Raw genomic sequence first — 15,372 nt, 5'->3', positions numbered from 1 at the left:
CCATTACTGACGGGTACATCTGCTGCGCATCGGATTTATTCCCTCGGAGTGCGCATTGAAAACAACGCAGTGAGGCAGGCAGGGTGCACGGAGGCACGGCTGTGCGTGAAGCCCCGGGAGAATGTTTTCTTCCGGATTCTCCCGGGGGTAATGGTGAGGGCGTGGAAATAGATGCCCCTTGGCTCTACTCGCCGCCGAAGCGTTCCTTGTAGGTCTCCAGGTCCTCGTCCGTGAGCTTTGCGAAGAGGACCGGGGGGACCGTGAAGGGGGTGCCGGCGGGGACGGCGGTCAGGGTGTGGGCCTCGTCGGCGGTGACCCAGGTGGCCGTGTCGTCGTTGAGGGAGAACGCCTGGCGCATGGTGGCCGCCGTGCTCGGGATGAAGGGCTCCGAGACCACCGAGTAGAGGTGGATCAGGTTCATCGCCGTGCGCAGGGTGAGGGCCGCGGCCTCCTTGTCGGTCTTGATCTCCAGCCAGGGGGCCTTCTCCTCCAGGTAGGAGTTGCCGGCCGACCACAGGGCGCGCAGGGCGGCGGCGGCCTTGCGGAACTGGAGGGACTCCATGTGGGTCTCGTACTCCGCGAGGAGCTCGGCGATCTGCTCGCCCAGCTTCGTCTCCGCCTCGCCGGGGGTGCCGCCCGTGGGTACGTCGTCGCCGAAGCGCTTGCGGGAGAAGGACAGGACGCGGTTGACGAAGTTGCCGAGGGTGTCGGCGAGGTCCTTGTTGACCGTCGCCGTGAAGTGCTCCCAGGTGAAGGAGGAGTCGTCGGACTCGGGGGCGTTGGCGATGAGGAAGTAGCGCCAGTAGTCGGCGGGGAGGATCTCCAGGGCCTGGTCGGTGAAGACGCCCCGCTTCTGGCTCGTGGAGAACTTTCCGCCGTAGTACGTCAGCCAGTTGAAGGCCTTGACGTAGTCGACCTTCTTCCACGGCTCGCGCACGCCGAGCTCGGTGGCGGGGAACATGACGGTGTGGAAGGGGACGTTGTCCTTGGCCATGAACTCGGTGTAGCGGACGGTGTCGTCCACCTCGTACCACCACGACTTCCAGTCGCGGTTCTCCGGGTCCAGGTCGGACCACTCCTTCGTCGCGCCGATGTACTCGATCGGGGCGTCGAACCAGACGTAGAAGACCTTGCCCTCCGCCGCCAGCTCCGGCCAGGTGTCGGCCGGGACCGGGACGCCCCAGTCCAGGTCGCGGGTGATCGCGCGGTCGTGTAGACCCTCGTTCAGCCACTTGCGGGCGATCGAGGAGGCGAGCTGGGGCCAGTCGTCCTCGTGGCGGGCGACCCAGGCCTCGACCTCGTGCTGCAGCTTGGACTGGAGGAGGAAGAGGTGCTTGGTCTCGCGGACCTCCAGGTCGGTGGAGCCGGAGATCGCGGAGCGGGGGTTGATCAGGTCGGTGGGGTCGAGGACGCGGGTGCAGTTCTCGCACTGGTCGCCGCGGGCCTTGTCGTAGCCGCAGTGGGGGCAGGTGCCCTCGACGTAGCGGTCCGGGAGGAAGCGGCCGTCGGCGGGGCTGTACACCTGGCGGATCGCCCGCTCCTCGATGAAGCCGTTCTCGTTCAGGCGGCGGGCGAAGTGCTGGGTGATCTCGACGTTCTGCGGGGAGGAACTCCGGCCGAAGTAGTCGAAGGCGAGCGCGAAGCCGTCGTAGACCGCCTTCTGGGCGTCGTGGGCCTGTGCGCAGAACTCGTCCACGGGGAGGCCCTGCTCCTTGGCCGCCAGCTCCGCCGGGGTGCCGTGCTCGTCCGTCGCGCAGATGTAGAGGACGTCGTGGCCGCGCTGGCGGAGGTACCGGGAGTACACGTCCGCCGGGAGCATGGACCCCACCATGTTGCCCAGGTGCTTGATTCCGTTGATGTACGGAAGGGCGCTGGTGATGAGGTGTCGAGCCATCTTGGGGCTGCTCCCAGGTCGGGTCGTCTTGTTTTGCGAACCTTGAAATGGTAGCCGACATGGGTATGCCGTCCGCTTCTCGTTTTACGAGGTGAGAAGGGACGGCATACGAGGGCCGTGGACTGCGGGGTGTGCTTACGGGCGCCAGTCGATCAGTACGCCGTCGTAGAGCTCCGCGTCCGTGAGTTCCAGGGGGGTGGGGCCCGCGTGGAAGAAGGCCGTGTTGTCGGTCTTCAGTTTGCGGAGGTAGTCGAAGGCCTTGTTGTCGTGGTCGCCGAACGCGACGAAGGAGAAGAAGACCGAGGGGTGGGTCTTCGCGGCGTCGGTGAGGGACTGGGTGGCGGGGGTTTTCGCGTCCGGGGCGCCGTCGGTCTGGAAGATGACGAGGGCGGGGGTGGGCGGGGTGGCGTTCTTGTCGTGGTGCTTGTCGTAGTGGGTGAGTACGGCTTCGACGGCGGCGTGGTAGCTGGTGCGGCCCATGCGGCCGAGGGCGGCGTGGGTGTCGTCGATCGCGTTCTCGGGGGAGGTGGGGGTGAGGTCGGTGGTGCCGTCCACTTCCGTGGAGAAGAAGACGACGTGGACGGTGGGGGTCTCGCCGTCCGGGGTCAGGCGGGTGGCGAGGGCGAGGGTCTGGTCGGCGAGGGCCTGGGCTGAGCCGTCCTTGTAGTACGGGCGCATGCTCGCGGAGCGGTCGAGGACGAGGTAGGTGGTGGCTCGGGTGCCGGTGAGGCTGGCCTTGGCCAGGGCGGTTGCGGCGGCGTCGCTGTCGGCCTCGGCTTCGCCTTCGCCTTCGGCCGAGTCGTTCCCACCCGCACCACCCGTGACAGTTTCGTTGTCGGGTGCGGGTGGCCCCTGTGGGGCGACCTCGCCATCGGCGGCCGCGGGCTCGTCCGTGGCAGCGGCGGCAGCGACAGCAGCGACCGTCTCGGGCTCCGGTTCGGTTACCTGCTCCGGCTCCGGTTCGGTGGCTTGCTCAGGCTCCGGTTCCGTGACCTGCTCAGGCTCCGGCTCGGTGGCCTGTTCCGGCTGCGGTTCGGTGGCCTGTTCCGGCTGCGGTTCGGTGGTCTCGGGCTCCGCCTCGACCACGGCCTCGGCTTCCGCGACGGGCTCCTCGGCCACGGCCACGGGCTCCGCCTCTGTCGCAGGCTCGGGCGCCGATTCCTCCTCGACATCCGCCGCCGGCGCGGGCTCCTCCTCGACATCCGCCGCCGGCGCTGGCTCCTTCTCGACCTCGGCCTCGGTAACCGGCTCCTCCACCGTGCCCTCGGGCGCGACCTCAGCGACCGGCTCCGGCGTCGGCTCCCCCTCGACCTCCCCCTCGGCGACGGGCTCAGCCTCCGCCTCCTCGGCCACCGGCTCCACAACCATTTCCGCCTCAGCCGCCGCCTCCTCAGCAGCAACCTCCGCGACCGGCGCCTCCGCAACCGTCGGCGCCTCCGCAACCGTCGGCTCCTCCGCCACCGGCGTCGACTCCACCGTCTCCGCAACCGGCGTCGGCTCCTCCACCCCCGTCGGCTCCACCGCCGAAGCCGGCCTCGGTACCGACACGTTGTCGAACGCCGCCGAGACCAGCTCGTGCTCGTCGTCGGTCTTCTCTTCCGGCGTTGACAGGCGCGGCTCCGGCACCTCCCGTACCTCCGCCGCCCGCGTCGTCTCGGGGGACGGCGTCGGGGACGGCACCGTCGGTGTCTGCGAAGGGGTTCGGTCCGCACCCTCTGCTTCGGCGGCACGCCCCTTGCGTGACCTGCCGAACGCATTCCGCAGGAGAGTGAGAATGCCCATGTGCGCAACCCTTCGCGTGAGTTGAAACCGTCAATCACTGGCCAGGACGGACACGTAAGGTTAGCGGCCCCGGATGGCGATCTTGGGCAGGGGCGGGGTACAGGGAACGCTCCGCTGTCAACACCCCCTCGGAGCCCCGGGATTCACCTTTCGTTCATGTGAGCGCAGTGTCACCGCACATACGTACCCCTAACGTCACGCACACACCAAGGGATCGCAAGGGGAGAGTAAAGTGCGCAAGCTGCTGCCGATCGTCGGTCACTCGGGTGGGCGGTCCGCCCTCACCTGCCGGTTCCGGTGCGGGGACGCCTGTTTCCACGAAGTGCCCAACACCAGCGACAACGAGTACGTCGGCGACGTCATCGCCGGTGCCATCGGTCGGCGGTCGATGATGCGCGGCGCCGCCGTCGTGACCGTCGCCGCCGCGGCCGGGGCGGCAACCGTCAGCGGCGCCCAGCCCGCCCGCGCCGCCGCGCCGCAACCGTCGTACACCAAACCCACACCCCCCAAGAGCGCCCGCGGGCTTCGGTACTCCTCCGTCGCCCCCAACACCCTCGACGCCGTGGTCACCCCGGACGGCTACGGGCAGAACGTCGTCATCCGCTGGGGCGAGCCCATCCTCCGCGGCGCCCCCGCCTTCGACCCGGAGAACCAGACCGCCGCCGCCCAGGCCGGGCAGTTCGGGTACAACAACGACTTCCTCGCGCTGCTGCCCCTGCCGGGTGAGCCCAACCGGCAGCTCCTCGTCGCCAATCACGAGTACACCGATGAGATCCTGATGTTCCGGGGGTACGACGCCGCCAATCCCACCCGGCAGCAGGTCGAGGTCGCCTGGGCCGCGCACGGGCTGTCCGCCGTCGTGGTGGAGGGGGAACGGAAGAGCGGGCGGCTCGTCGCCGTTTCGCGGCATCCGCTCAACCGGCGCGTCACCGCCACCAGTGAGTTCCGGCTGACGGGGCCTGCCGCCGGGTCCGATCTGCTCAAGACCTCCGTCGATCCGACCGGGACCAGAGTCCTCGGCACCCTCAACAACTGCTCCGGCGGCACCACCCCTTGGGGCACCACCCTCCACGGCGAGGAGAACTTCAACCAGTACTTCGCCAACTCCTCCCGTACCACCGACAAGCGGTACGGGATCGGGACCGGGGCCACCGAGCGGAAGTGGGAGCGGTTCGACAAGCGGTTCGATGTCGCTCAGGAGCCCAACGAGGTGCATCGGTTCGGGTACGTCGTCGAGTTCGATCCGTATGATCCGGACTCCGTGCCCCGTAAGCACACCGCCCTCGGGCGGTTCAAGCACGAGGCCGCCACCGTGCGGCTCACCGACGACGGGCGGCCCGTCGTCTACTCCGGTGACGACGAGCGCTTCGACTACTTCTACAAGTTCGTCAGCAGCAAGAGGGTGAAGCACGGCAGTTCCCGGGCCGTGCGCGAGCACAATCTCTCGCTGCTGGATGAGGGGACGCTGTACGTCGCCAGGCTCAGCGGCGACTCGCCCGCCGGTGAGATCGACGGGAGCGGGAAGCTGCCGGGCGACGGGGAGTTCGACGGGAGCGGGGAGTGGATTCCGCTCGCCACCGCCACCGCGAAGGGTGCCGTCTCGCACGTCGACGGGATGAGCACGGAGGAGGTGTTCGTGTTCACGCGGCTCGCCGGGGACAAGGTCGGCGCCACCAAGATGGACCGGCCCGAGGACATCCAGCCCTCCCCGCACACCGGCAAGGTGTACGTCGTCCTCACCAACAACACCAACCGCGGTGTCGGTACGAACGCCAAGGCCGACGAGGCCAACCCGCGCAACGCCAACAAGCACGGCCATGTGCTGGAGCTGACCGAGCGGCGGAACCGGGCCGAGAGCACTTCCTTCGGCTGGTCGCTCTTCCTCGTCGCGGGGGATCCGGACGACCCGGCCACCTACTTCGCCGGGTTCCCGAAGGACGACGTCAGTCCCATCTCCTGCCCGGACAACGTCGCCTTCGACCCGTACGGCAACCTGTGGATCTCGACCGACGGCAACCAACTCGGGTCGCACGACGGGCTGTTCGGGGTCGCCACCAAGGGTGAGCGAAGGGGGGAGCTGAAGCAGTTCCTCACGGTGCCCACCGGCGCCGAGACCTGTGGGCCGGTGATCCAGGAGCGGCGCGTGCTCGTCGCCGTGCAGCATCCCGGTGAGATCGACGGGGCCTCCGTGGAGAAGCCCGCCAGCACCTGGCCCGACGGGCCCGGGAAGATCACGCGGCCGGCCGTGGTCGCCGTATGGAAGAAGGACGGCTCGGACATCGGTGTCTGAAACACGCCCTACGGGAGGGCTGGGGCCCGGGGCGAAGCGTCGCGTTCCAGCCACTCCCGGTACGGCGGGGACTGGTGGGCCGTCTCCCGGTACGCCTCCTCCAGTGCGGGCAGTGCGCCGTCCAGGTCCGTCTCCGTGCGGGCCGCCAGCAGGAGGCGTACGCCCAAGGGGTCGCCGTGCAGGCGGCGTACCGCCGTGTCGGGGCGGGAGAGGGCCGTCGGCTGGCAGACCGTGACCACCTCGCCGGTCGCGACCAGGGCGGCGGCCGTGTGGTAGTCGCCGTGCAGGACGTGCGGGCTGATGCCGGCCGCGCGGAACATGCGCTGCACGGCGTCCCACTCGCCGTCCACCGTCGGGTCGATCATCCAGCGGTCGTCGGCCAGTTCGCGGACCTGGACGACGAGGTGCGCGGCGGCCGGGTGGTCGGCGGGCAGGGACACGAACTGCGGCTCGCGGTCGACCAGGACGCGCAGGCGCAGGCCCTCGGGGATGCGCAGCGGGCAGCCCTCGACCTCGTGCACGAAGGCGACGTCGAGCTGACCGTCGGCGACCATGCGCAGCAGGGCGTTCGGGGAGACGTTCATATGGAGGCTGGGGTCCTGGCCGCGGGCGCGCAGCCGGCGCAGCCAGCCCGCCAGGGCCTTGCTCGCGGTGGAGCCGACGCGCAGTTCCGGGCCACCGGTGGCGGCGGCGCGCGCCTCGCTGACCAGGGAGCGCATCTCGGCGACCAGCGGGCGGGCGCGGCTGAGCACCAGGCGGCCCAGCGGGGTGGGGCGGCAGCCGGTGCGGGCGCGGACGAACAGCGGCCCTCCCAGTTCGTGTTCGATCCGGCGCAGCTGGGTGCTCAACGACGGCTGGGCGACGCCGAGTTGGCGCGCGGCGCGGTGCAGACTGCCGGTGTCGGCTATGGCGCACAGCGCGCGGAGGTGCCTCACCTCTAGGTCCATGCCCTCGGAGCGTAAAGCGGAACCCAAGGTTTCACCAGACGCACAAACCCCGTCCGGCACACGCGAATTGGGCGCGGGGCGGCGGCGATACGGCCGTGCTATCGCCGGTTGCCATCATCACAGCCGCCCCACAGACACCCACACTCGCATCGACGACGACTCACCCCCCACCCAGGAGTCTTCGATGCGCATGCCCAGCTCCAAGTCCACGTCCATATCCCTGTCCACGTCCATGGCCCGGGCGACGGCCGCGGCAGGTCTCACTCTCGCGGTCTTCGGTCTCGGTACGGCCGTACCGGCGACCGCGGCCCCCGCCCCCTACTCCGGCTACACCGGGTCGGCCGCCGAGGCCATGGCCGATCAGGCGTTCTTCCAGGCGGTCCTGAAGTCCGTCGCCGAGAAGCGCGCCGCCCATCCGAACAGCGCCGCCGCCGTCACCGTCGTCTACGACGCCTCCGGTGCGCCGACGTTCAGCGCCCAGATAGCCCGCAGCGCGCAGATCTGGAACAGCGCGGTGTCGAACGTGAAGCTCCAGTCGGGCTCGAACGCCGACTTCAGCTACCGCGAGGGCAACGACTCGCGCGGCTCGTACGCCTCGACCGACGGTCACGGCAGCGGGTACGTCTTCCTCGACTACGCGCAGAACCAGCAGTACGACTCCACGCGCGTGACCGCCCACGAGACCGGGCACGTCCTCGGACTGCCGGACCACTACTCGGGCCCGTGCAGCGAGCTGATGTCGGGCGGCGGGCCGGGCCCGTCCTGCACCAACTCCCAGCCCGACGCCAACGAGCGGGCCCGCGTGGACCAGTTGTGGGCCAGCGGCTTCCAGGCGGCCCTCGAAAAGGCCATGAGCGACAACGCGGTGAGCGACAAGTCCCTGCACAAGAGCGCGCGTTAGCCACTCTCGTCAGCCACCGCCCCCCACCCCGGTGCGGGCCGCCCTCCTGTACGAGGCGGCCCGCACCGCGGCGTCGGCGGCTCCGTAGGTCGCGTCAGCTCGGGATGCCCAGGGTGTACCTCTCCCGGGTCTCGATGGCCGTCGGGTAGCCCGCGTCCGCCTGGCGGATGACGCCGAGGCCGGTGTCCGCGTCCATCACGCGGCGGAGGCGGCGGGCGGCCTCCGGGGTGCCGTCGGCGATGGTGGTGGGGCCGGAGTTGAGGCCCTTCAGGCCCCAGCCGATGACCGACGTGAGGTCCGCTCCGGCTACTCCGTTGAGGATCGCGTTCAGGAGCGGCCAGTCGCCGACGCAGTCGCTGCCGTCCAGCATGTTCTCCGTCTCGCGGTAGCGGGCGGTCACGCTGCCCGCGTCGAGGTGGTCGCGGCTGAAGGCGACCGGGCCGGTGATCTCGCCGCGCGCGATCATGTCGTTGATCGCGAGGGCCGCGCGGGTGCGTTCCGTGTGGCCCAGCCAGCACACGCGCGCGGGCAGGCCGGTGAAGGCGATCTCCTTGGCCCGGCCGAGCCAGTCCACGACCCGGGGCACGTCGGCGAACTCCCGCAGCAGCATGGCGTCGATGGCGTGGATGGTGGCCGGGTCGCCCTGGATCGCGATGATCCGGAACGGTCCGATGCCCTGGCAGAACAGGGGGCGGATGAACATGTCGATGAACCCGCCGATCTCGAACGCGTCCTCGACGCCCACCTCGACGGCCTGCTTGCGCAGGTTGTTGCCGTACTCGAAGACGATCGCGCCCTTGCGCTGGAGGTCCAGCAGCCCGCGCACGTGTTCCGCGAGCGTCGCGTTCGAGCGGCGCAGCAGCTCGTCCGGGTCGGAGGCCAGGAGCTCCTTCGCGCCGGCCTCGTCGAGCCCTTCGGGGAGGTATCCGGCCAGCGGGTCCGTCGAGGTCTGGTCCGTCACCACGTCGGGCACGACACCACGGGCGGCGAGTTCGCGCAGCACCTCGGTGATGTTCGCCGCGATGCCGAAGGACGCCGCACGGCCCTCGGTCGCCGCCGCGAGCCAGTCGTCGACGCCGGCGCCGATGTCGTCCGTCATGCGGTCGAGGTAGCCCTCGTCGATCCGGCGGCGGAGGTGGCTGGGTTCCGCGTCCACGACCAGGATCGAGGCACCGGCCAGTTTGCCGGCGAGCGGCTGCGCGCCGCCCATGCCGCCCGCGCCGGTGGTGAGGATGGTCCGCCCGCGCAACGAGCCGCCGAGTCCCTGCCGCGCGGCCTGCATGAACGACTCGTACGTGCCCTGGATGATCCCCTGGCTGCCGATGTACTGCCAGGCCCCGGCGGTCATGCCGTCGACCATCAGCAGTTCCTTGTCGAACAGCTCCCGCGTCTCCGCCTCGGTGCTGCCCGTCGCCACGCCGTTGACGATGATGACGAGCGGTGCGTCGTCCGAGGTGCGGAACACCCCGACGGGCTTGCCGGACTGGACGACCAGGGTCTGGTCGGTCTCCAGTTCCTTGAGGCTCCTGACGATGGCGTCGAAGGCGTCCCAGTTGCGGGCGGCCTTCATGTTGCCGCCGTAGATGACGAGGTCCTCGGGGTTGGCGGCGTTCTCCAGGTTGTTCTCCAGCAGGCGGAGGATGGTCTCCTGACGCCAGCCCTTGCAGCGGAGTTCGGGGCCGCGGGCGGCGGTGATTCCTCGGGGCATGGTGTTCGTCTTCTCCTGTGCGGGGCGGGTGGGTCAGGGGGCCGGCTTGTGCGTGGCGCGCTCGTCGGCGAGGCGGTCGGCGAGGCCGAGGAAGGCGGTGCGGTCGCGGGCGACGCGGGCCAGGCGGCCGTCGTCCCACGGGTAGAACCCCGAGCCCGACTTCGCACCGTAACGCCCCTCGGCGCAGAGGCGTTCCACCGGCTCGGGTACGTCGGTGCCGGACGACAGCGCGGGCATGATCACCCGGGAGACGCGCCGTACGGTGTCCAGCCCGGCCAGGTCCATCAGTTCGAAGAGCCCGGAGGCGCACCAGCGCGGCGCGAGGGCGCGGGAGACGGCGAGGTCGACGTCCTCGGCCGACACCACGCCGTCGGCGACCAGGGCGAGCGCCTCGCGCATGATCGCGTACTGCAACCGGTTCACGACGAAGCCCGGCACGTCCTCCCGGACGACGACCGTCTCCTTGCCGAGCGAGGCGCAGACGCGTTCCGCCGTCTCCAGCACGGCGGGCGCGGTCGCCTCGCCGAGGACCAGTTCGACGAGCGGCATGACGGACGCCGGGTGGAACCAGTGCATGCCGAGCAGCCGGGCCGGGTCCCGCAGCCCGCTCGCCAGCCGGGAGATCGACAGGCTGGAGGTGTTGGTGGTGAGGATGCCGTCGGGCGCGAGGTGCGGTTCGACCTCGGCGAGCAGGGCGGTCTTGAGGTCGGGGTCCTCGACGATCGTCTCTACGACGAGATCGGCGCCGGTGGCAGCGGCGACCGCGCTGTCCGTGCCGGTGATCGTCGTCTCCTCGTCCAGGAGAGCCGCGACCGTCGCCGGCGAGCGGGACCAGACGGTCACCCGGTGGCCGGCGCCCGCGAACAGCCGGGCGATCTCCCGGCCCATCGTGCCCGCGCCGAGCACGGCCACGCGCAGGGCGGTCACCGGAGCACCTCCGCGAGCGCGTAGGGAGCGTCCACGCCGAGCGTCCCGGACAGGACGAGGTGCCTCGCCGCCTCGATGTCGTCGCAGAGGTCGGTCCGGGACTCGTACGGCTCGACGGCCGAGCGCAGGGCCCGATAAGCAAGCCCGGTGCCGTGGCCGAGCGTGGTCGGCCGGTGGAAGTCGAGCGCCTGGGCCGCGCACAGCAGCTCGATCGCGACCACCGAGGCGGTCCGGTCCAGTAGCGCGAGGAGCCCCCGGCCCGCGTTGACGCCCTGGCTGACGTGGTCCTCCTGGCCGGCCACCGTCACCATCGAGTGGATGGTGGACGGTCCGGCCAGCTGCCGTATCTCCCCCAGCAGGGCGGCGGCCGTCACCGGGAGCACCATCAGGCCGGACTCGGCGCCGCCGCGCCGCGAGAGGAACGGCGGCAGCCCGCTGAGGGACGCGTTGGTGAGGCGGTCGAGGCGGGCGTGGGACATGTTCGCGACCGTCCCCAGTGCGATCGCGAGGTGGTCCAGCGCCTGGGCGCAGGCGGCGCCGTGGCCGTTGCCGTTGGCCAGGACGTCGACCGAGCCGTCGTCCGCCACCAGGAAGGCCGGGTTGTCCGTCACCGCGTTGATGTCGATCGTCACCGTGCGGGTGACGAAGTCGAGCGTGTCGCGGGCCGCGCCGTGCACCTGGGGCACGCAGCGCAGGCTGAGGGCGTCCTGCAAGCGGTGGTGCCGGTTGGCGGCGATCGGCTCGCTGCCCTCCAGGAGGGACATCAGACGGGCCGCGGTGCTCACCTGCCCCGGCTGCGGGCGCAGCCGCTGCACCGCGGGCTCCCAGCCGCGCGTGTTGCCGCGCACCGCTTCGAGGCACATGGCGGCGGTGACGTCGGCCGCGTCGAGGACCTTCGACGCGCGGTCCAGGGCGAGCGCGCCCAGGGCCGTGATCTCGTAGGTTCCGCTGATCATCGCGTGGCCCTCGCGGAGCACTGGGCCGTCGGTGGCGATCCCGGCGCGCCGCATGGCCTCGCCGCCGGGCAGCACGGTCCCGTCGTACCGGGCCCGGCCGGCCCCGAACGCGACCAGCGCGATGTGGGAGGGCGCGGTCAGATAGCCCACCGAACCCTGGGCGGGCACGACCGGGGTGACGCCCCGGTTCAGCATCGCCGCGAGCCGTTCGACGAGCGCCGGGCGCACGGCGCTGTGCCCCTGTGCCAGGGCGGCGGCGACGCACGCCATGACGGCCCGTACGACGTCGTCGGCGTACGGCTCGCCGACCCCGGTGGCGTGTGCGCGGAGCATCGCCAGCTGGGTGTCGTCGTGGGCGGCGCCGCCCACGGACTCCTTGTAGAGGTCGCCGACGCCGGTGGTCAGGCCGTAGATCGGGGTGCCGTTCCGGTGCATGGCCTCGACCGCGCGGTACGTGGCCCCGCAGCGGGCGAGCGCGGCCGGGTCCACATCGACGACCGCGCCGGCGGCGACCGCCGCGATCCGCTCATGGGTCAGCGGCCCGGCGCCGACCGTGACGATCCCGCTCACAGGCCGCTGGCCTGCAGCCAGGCCTTCGCCACCGTGGCGACGCTCTGGTGCTTGTTGCCGACCTTGTCGTTCATGTCGATGAGGTCATTGGTCGTGAGCCTCGCCGAGACCGCGTTCAGGGCGGTGTCGATCTTCGTGCTGTCCGCCGAGGTACGCACGAGCGGCGCGATGTTCTGCGGCAGGAAGAGCCCCTTGTCGTCCTCCAGGACGGTGAGGGACTTCAGCGCGGGGTCGGTCGAGGTGAGGGGGCCCACGTCGATCCGTCCGCTCTTCAGGGCCGCGAGGGTCAGTGGTCCCGCCGAGTCCAGGGGTACGAAGGACTTGAACGTGATGCCGTAGATCTTCTTCAGTCCCACGACGCCCTCGTACCGGGTCTTCCACTCGGGTGCGCTGCCCTCGCTGAGGTCGGCGGCGTGCGGGGCCAGGGAGCTGATGGTGGTCAGGCCGTACTTCTCGGCGGTCTCCTTGCGGACGGCCAGCACGTTGACGTCCTGCGCCGGGGAGGCCTTGAGCATGGTCAGGGACTTGGGGAGCTTCGAGGTGAGGGTCGCGGTCAGGGCGCTCGCCGACACATGACCGACAGCCGGGTCCAGGTAGGTGAGAAGGGCGCCCTGGTAGTCCGGGATGAGGTCGATCGAGCCGTCCTTCAGCGCCGGGATGTAGGTCTCGCGGCTGCCGATGTTGAACTTGCGCGTGACCTTGACGCCCGCCTTCTCCAGCTTCTGGGCGTAGATCTCCGCGACCAGTTGGCTCTCGGAGAAGTTGGCGGAGCCGATCGTCACGCCCCCGGAGGTGCCGGCGCTCGCCGTCGCGTCGGCCGACGAGCAGCCCGCGAGCGCGAACGACGTGGTGGCGGCCGTGGCGAGGGCGGTGAGGAAAGTACGTCTACGCATTGCTTGCTCCAGGAGAGGGGGTGAGGGTGAACCGGCCGGTCCTGCGGGACAGTCCGGGCGAGACCAGGAAGGCCGTCAGGACGGCGAAGAGTCCGTCGGCGACGACGACGAGCACGGCGATCAGGACACCGCCGGAGACCATCTCGGAGAAGTTCTGCTGCGCCTGGCCGTCGATGATCAGGCGCCCCAGACCACCGAGGGAGACGTAGGCAGCGATCGCCGCTCCCGAGATGACCTGGAGGAACGCGGTCCGCACGCCCGCCAGGACGAGCGGTAGCGCGCAGGGCAGTTCGACGCCGAAGGCGATGGCGAACGGGCCGAGCCCCACGCCGCGGGCGGCGTCGAGCACGTTGCGGTCGACCGCGTCGATGCCCGCGACGGTGTTGGTGAGGATCGGCGGCACGGCGAGCAGGACCAGGACCACGGTGGCGGGCAGGGAGAACGCCAGGTTCGAGTGCAGGTGCGGCGCGAGCAGGATGACGAGCAGCACGACGATGCCGAGGGTGGGCAGTGCCCGCAGCGCGTTCGCGAAGGAGACGACCGCGCGCTTGCCGCGGCCGGTGTGCCCGACGGCCAGGCCGAGCGGCAGGGCGATCAGCAGGGCGATCAGGACGGCCGTCAGCGAGTACTGGAGGTGCTCGGCGACCCGTACGGGGACTCCGTCGGCGCCGGACCAGTTGCGGGAGTCGAACAGCCAGTTCATGAGTGCCTCACTCGGCTCGGCGGACGCCAGGGGGTCAGCAGCCGGCCGGCCGTGAGAACGACCAGGTCGAGTACGGCCGCGAGCGCGAGGCTCAGTACGACTCCTACGACGACCGGATCGACGTAGAGCTGCTGCGCTCCCTGGGTGAAGAGCTGGCCGAGCTGCGGGACCCCGATCAGGGAGGCCACCGAGACGATGCTCACGTTGGTGACGACCGCGACCCTGAGGCCGGCCGAGATGACCGGTACGGCCACCGGGAGTTGCACGAGCACCAGCCTGGCGAGCGGCCGGTAGCCGATGGCCACGGCGGCCTGTTCCGTCTCCGGCGGGACGGAGTCCAGGCCGTCGACCACGGTGCGGATCAGGAGGGAGGTGCTGTAGATGACCAGCGCGATCACGACGTTCAGCGGGTCGAGGATCCGAGTGCCGATGATCGTCGGCAGCACGGTGAAGATCGTGAGGGAGGGGATCGTGAAGAGGACTCCGCCGACGCCGAGGACGACGGCCTTCCAGCGGCGCGAGCGGTGGATCAGCGCGCCGACGGGCAGCGAGATCGCGAGCGCGATGAGGATCGGCACGACCGACAGGTAGAGGTGAGAGGTCGTCAGATCCCAGATGTACGACGACTGTTGCCGGGCCCAGGTCAACATCGCGCCGCTCCCTTGCTCGGCGCGAGCTCGGGGAGCACCGCGTCGATCGGTACGACGCCGGCCACGCCTCCCTCGCCGTCGACCACGAGCGCGGCCGAACTGGGCGAGCTGAGGGCCGCGTTGAGCAGATCCCGCAGGGACGCGTTCGGTCCCGCCGTCGCGCCGCAGGGCAACAGGCGTGCGCGCTCGGCCGGTTCGTACGGCGGCAGCCAGCCGACCGGGCGGCCGGACTCGTCGACCGCCAGCCGCCACCGCTCGTCCTCGGGGGTGCCCGGGTCGTCCAGGCTCACCGTGGGGACGGGAACCGGCCGCAGCCCCTCACCGTGCCGGAAGGCGAGCGAGCGATAGCCCCGCTCGCTGCCGAGGAACGCGGCGACAAAGTCGTCCTTCGGGGCGCTCAGCAGCGTGTCCGGCGTGTCGAACTGGGCGATGTGCCCGCCCTCGCGGAACACGGCGATGCGGTCGCCGAGGCGCAGCGCCTCGTCCACGTCGTGGGTGACCATGATGATCGTCTTGCCGAACTCGCGTTGCAGGCGCAGGAACTCGTCCTGCAGCTGGGTGCGCACGATGGGGTCGACGGCGCTGAACGGCTCGTCCATGAGCAGGAACTCGGACTCGGCCGCGAGCGCCCGCGCGACGCCCACCCGCTGCTGCTGCCCGCCGGACAGCTGCCAGGGGTAGCGGCGGAAGAACTCGGGGCCCAGGCCCACGCGCTCCAGCAGTTCGCGCGCGACCTCGACGGCCTGCTTGCGGGGCTTGCCGGTGAGGCGGGCCGTGACGGCGACGTTGTGCTCGATGGTGCGGTGCGGGAACAGGCCCACGTGCTGGATGACGTACCCGACGCGGCGGCGCAGTTCGGTCTCGTCCAGCCGTGCCGCGTCGTCGCCGTTCAGCCGGATCGTGCCGGACGACGGGCGGATGAGGCGGTTCACCATGCGCAGCGAGGTCGTCTTGCCGCAGCCGGACGGGCCGACGAAGACGGTGAGCTGGCCCGTCTCGGCGGTGAGCGAGAGGTTCTCGATGGCCCGTGCCCCGTTGGGATACGTCTTCGAGACTTCGTCGAATTCGATCATGTCATGCCCTCGGCCCTCATTTACATCTGATGAAAATGGCTCATGTCGCAGAGTGAAACACATGGACGATGCGTAATA

The 15,372-nt window shown here is 70.5% G+C and carries 12 protein-coding genes; 2 read left to right on the top strand and 10 right to left on the bottom strand.

Annotation, left to right across the window (positions count from 1 at the left end; genetic code table 11):
* Nucleotides 1-184 precede the first annotated feature (184 nt).
* Both metG and ABZ848_RS07930 read right to left on the bottom strand, forming a co-directional pair.
* Nucleotides 185-1,894: a methionine--tRNA ligase gene (gene metG, locus ABZ848_RS07935; RefSeq protein WP_360826946.1), complete on the bottom strand. Its 1,710-nt coding sequence runs from the start codon at nt 1,892-1,894 to the stop codon at nt 185-187.
* A gap of 135 nt (nt 1,895-2,029) precedes the next feature.
* The gene (locus tag ABZ848_RS07930; RefSeq protein ID WP_360826943.1) at nt 2,030-3,676 is read right to left on the bottom strand and encodes a VWA domain-containing protein; all 1,647 of its coding nucleotides are present in this window, start codon (nt 3,674-3,676) and stop codon (nt 2,030-2,032) included.
* 232 nt (nt 3,677-3,908) lie between these two features.
* Between ABZ848_RS07930 and ABZ848_RS07925 the strand changes: the two genes are divergently transcribed.
* Complete coding sequence (locus tag ABZ848_RS07925) at nt 3,909-5,966, top strand: PhoX family protein (protein ID WP_360826940.1); 2,058 nt, start codon at nt 3,909-3,911, stop codon at nt 5,964-5,966.
* An 8-nt stretch (nt 5,967-5,974) separates the two neighbouring features.
* Here the strand turns inward: ABZ848_RS07925 and ABZ848_RS07920 are convergent, their stop codons facing one another.
* A complete protein-coding gene (locus tag ABZ848_RS07920) occupies nt 5,975-6,913 on the bottom strand; it encodes a LysR family transcriptional regulator (RefSeq protein ID WP_360826937.1) in 939 nt (312 codons plus the stop codon).
* A gap of 190 nt (nt 6,914-7,103) precedes the next feature.
* Here ABZ848_RS07920 and snpA point away from each other — a divergent pair, with 190 nt between their 5' ends.
* Entirely contained in the window at nt 7,104-7,814 is a 711-nt protein-coding gene (gene snpA / locus ABZ848_RS07915; protein WP_360827238.1) for a snapalysin, read from the top strand.
* Nucleotides 7,815-7,908: 94 nt separating this feature from the next.
* On the opposite strand, the gene ABZ848_RS07910 is transcribed toward snpA, so the two are convergent.
* The 7 genes from ABZ848_RS07910 to ABZ848_RS07880 are packed head-to-tail and all read right to left on the bottom strand — an operon-like array spanning nt 7,909 to nt 15,294.
* On the bottom strand, nt 7,909-9,522 hold the full coding sequence (locus tag ABZ848_RS07910; RefSeq protein WP_360826934.1) for a urocanate hydratase: 1,614 nt from the start codon (nt 9,520-9,522) through the stop codon (nt 7,909-7,911).
* A 33-nt stretch (nt 9,523-9,555) separates the two neighbouring features.
* Nucleotides 9,556-10,449, bottom strand: coding sequence for a 3-hydroxyacyl-CoA dehydrogenase family protein (locus ABZ848_RS07905; RefSeq protein ID WP_360826931.1), 894 nt, complete (start codon nt 10,447-10,449; stop codon nt 9,556-9,558).
* Nucleotides 10,446-11,975, bottom strand: coding sequence for an aromatic amino acid ammonia-lyase (locus ABZ848_RS07900; protein WP_360826928.1), 1,530 nt, complete (start codon nt 11,973-11,975; stop codon nt 10,446-10,448). The genes ABZ848_RS07905 and ABZ848_RS07900 overlap by 4 nt, the downstream gene beginning before the upstream one ends.
* Nucleotides 11,972-12,868 (bottom strand): ABC transporter substrate-binding protein, encoded by an 897-nt coding sequence (locus ABZ848_RS07895; protein ID WP_360826926.1) that lies wholly within the window; start codon nt 12,866-12,868, stop codon nt 11,972-11,974. The genes ABZ848_RS07900 and ABZ848_RS07895 overlap by 4 nt, the downstream gene beginning before the upstream one ends.
* A complete protein-coding gene (locus tag ABZ848_RS07890) occupies nt 12,861-13,571 on the bottom strand; it encodes an ABC transporter permease subunit (protein WP_360826923.1) in 711 nt (236 codons plus the stop codon). The genes ABZ848_RS07895 and ABZ848_RS07890 overlap by 8 nt, the downstream gene beginning before the upstream one ends.
* Entirely contained in the window at nt 13,568-14,221 is a 654-nt protein-coding gene (locus ABZ848_RS07885; protein ID WP_360826920.1) for an ABC transporter permease, read from the bottom strand. The genes ABZ848_RS07890 and ABZ848_RS07885 overlap by 4 nt, the downstream gene beginning before the upstream one ends.
* Entirely contained in the window at nt 14,215-15,294 is a 1,080-nt protein-coding gene (locus ABZ848_RS07880) for an ABC transporter ATP-binding protein (protein WP_360826917.1), read from the bottom strand. The genes ABZ848_RS07885 and ABZ848_RS07880 overlap by 7 nt, the downstream gene beginning before the upstream one ends.
* Between the last annotated feature and the right edge of the window lie 78 nt (nt 15,295-15,372).

This window comes from Streptomyces sp. NPDC047081 (genome assembly GCF_040643775.1).
Taxonomy (GTDB): domain Bacteria; phylum Actinomycetota; class Actinomycetes; order Streptomycetales; family Streptomycetaceae; genus Streptomyces.
The sequence above is the reverse complement of the archived record's forward strand: the minus strand, read 5'-3'. Positions and strand labels throughout refer to the sequence as shown.

Bases quoted from the DNA above. Each gene is read 5' to 3' on its own strand.
- metG (WP_360826946.1), bottom strand. From the start codon at position 1,894: ATGGCTCGACACCTCATCACCAGCGCCCTTCCGTACATCAACGGAATC.
- ABZ848_RS07930 (WP_360826943.1), bottom strand. From the start codon at position 3,676: ATGGGCATTCTCACTCTCCTGCGGAATGCGTTCGGCAGGTCACGCAAG.
- ABZ848_RS07920 (WP_360826937.1), bottom strand. From the start codon at position 6,913: ATGGACCTAGAGGTGAGGCACCTCCGCGCGCTGTGCGCCATAGCCGAC.
- snpA (WP_360827238.1), top strand. From the start codon at position 7,104: ATGCCCAGCTCCAAGTCCACGTCCATATCCCTGTCCACGTCCATGGCC.
- ABZ848_RS07910 (WP_360826934.1), bottom strand. From the start codon at position 9,522: ATGCCCCGAGGAATCACCGCCGCCCGCGGCCCCGAACTCCGCTGCAAG.
- ABZ848_RS07895 (WP_360826926.1), bottom strand. From the start codon at position 12,868: ATGCGTAGACGTACTTTCCTCACCGCCCTCGCCACGGCCGCCACCACG.
- ABZ848_RS07890 (WP_360826923.1), bottom strand. From the start codon at position 13,571: ATGAACTGGCTGTTCGACTCCCGCAACTGGTCCGGCGCCGACGGAGTC.
- ABZ848_RS07885 (WP_360826920.1), bottom strand. From the start codon at position 14,221: ATGTTGACCTGGGCCCGGCAACAGTCGTCGTACATCTGGGATCTGACG.
- ABZ848_RS07880 (WP_360826917.1), bottom strand. From the start codon at position 15,294: ATGATCGAATTCGACGAAGTCTCGAAGACGTATCCCAACGGGGCACGG.